The organism is Protofrankia sp. CiP1_Cm_nod3, assembly GCF_982290655.1.
In genome coordinates, this window is sequence record NZ_CEVIVD010000103.1 from 17,280 (window position 1) to 18,168 (window position 889).

Genomic DNA, 889 nt, shown 5'->3' on the forward strand with positions numbered 1-889 from the left:
CCAGGGGCAGCCCGGCTGCCAGCGGCGGCCCCGCCGCTGGTGACAGCTCTGCTGCGCAGCCGTCCGGGACGGCTGGGTGTGCTGCTGTCCTCGATCGTCGTGGCCGCCGCCGCGGTGTCCCTGGTCTGGACGCCGTACGACCCGACCCGGGTGGACGCGGGCGCGCCCTGGCTGCCGGTCAGCGGGCAGCACTGGTTCGGCACCGACAAGCTCGGCCGGGACCTGTTCAGCCAGATCCTTCTCGGCGCCCGGATCACGGTGTTCGCCGCGGTGACGGCCACCGCCGTCGCCGCGGTGCTGGGGGTGGGGCTGGCGCTGCTCGCCACCGTCACCCCACGCCTGGTCGGCGAGTCCACCGCCCACCTGGTCGACGTCCTGATCGCCTTCCCGGCCCTGCTGCTCGCGATGGTGCTCGCCGCCGTGTTCGGCGGTTCGACCTGGACCGCCGTCGTCGCGATAGGCGTCGGCAGCGGCGTCCAGGTCGGCCGGGTGACGCGGGGGGAGATCGCCCGGGTGCTGGCGTCCGGCTACGTCCTGGCCGCGCACGCGGCCGGCGCCGGCACCAGGCGGATCGTCCGGCGGCACGTCCTGCCGAACGTCGCGCCGACGCTGTACGTCCAGCTCTCCCTCGTGCTCGGGACCGCCGTGCTCGCCGAGGCCGCGCTGTCCTACCTGGGCCTGGGCACTCCGCCACCGACCCCGTCGTGGGGCCGGATGCTCCAGGAGCTGCAGCCGTACATCACCCTGCGGCCGCTGGTGCTGCTCTGGCCGGGCCTCGCCGTGGTGCTGACGGTGCTCGGGTTCAACCTGCTCGGCGACGGCATCCGCGAGGCCACGGACCCGCGGCTGCGGGACGGCCGGGCGGCGCCGGGCGGCTCGCGGCGTGGTG

At 75.8% G+C, this 889-nt stretch carries 1 protein-coding gene; it reads left to right on the top strand.

The genetic code is table 11. The features are described 5' to 3' along the window. Positions 1 to 39: 39 nt before the first annotated feature. The coding region (locus AC5LUJ_RS17645) for an ABC transporter permease (RefSeq protein WP_493465316.1) at positions 40 to 889 on the top strand (850 nt) is incomplete at its 3' end.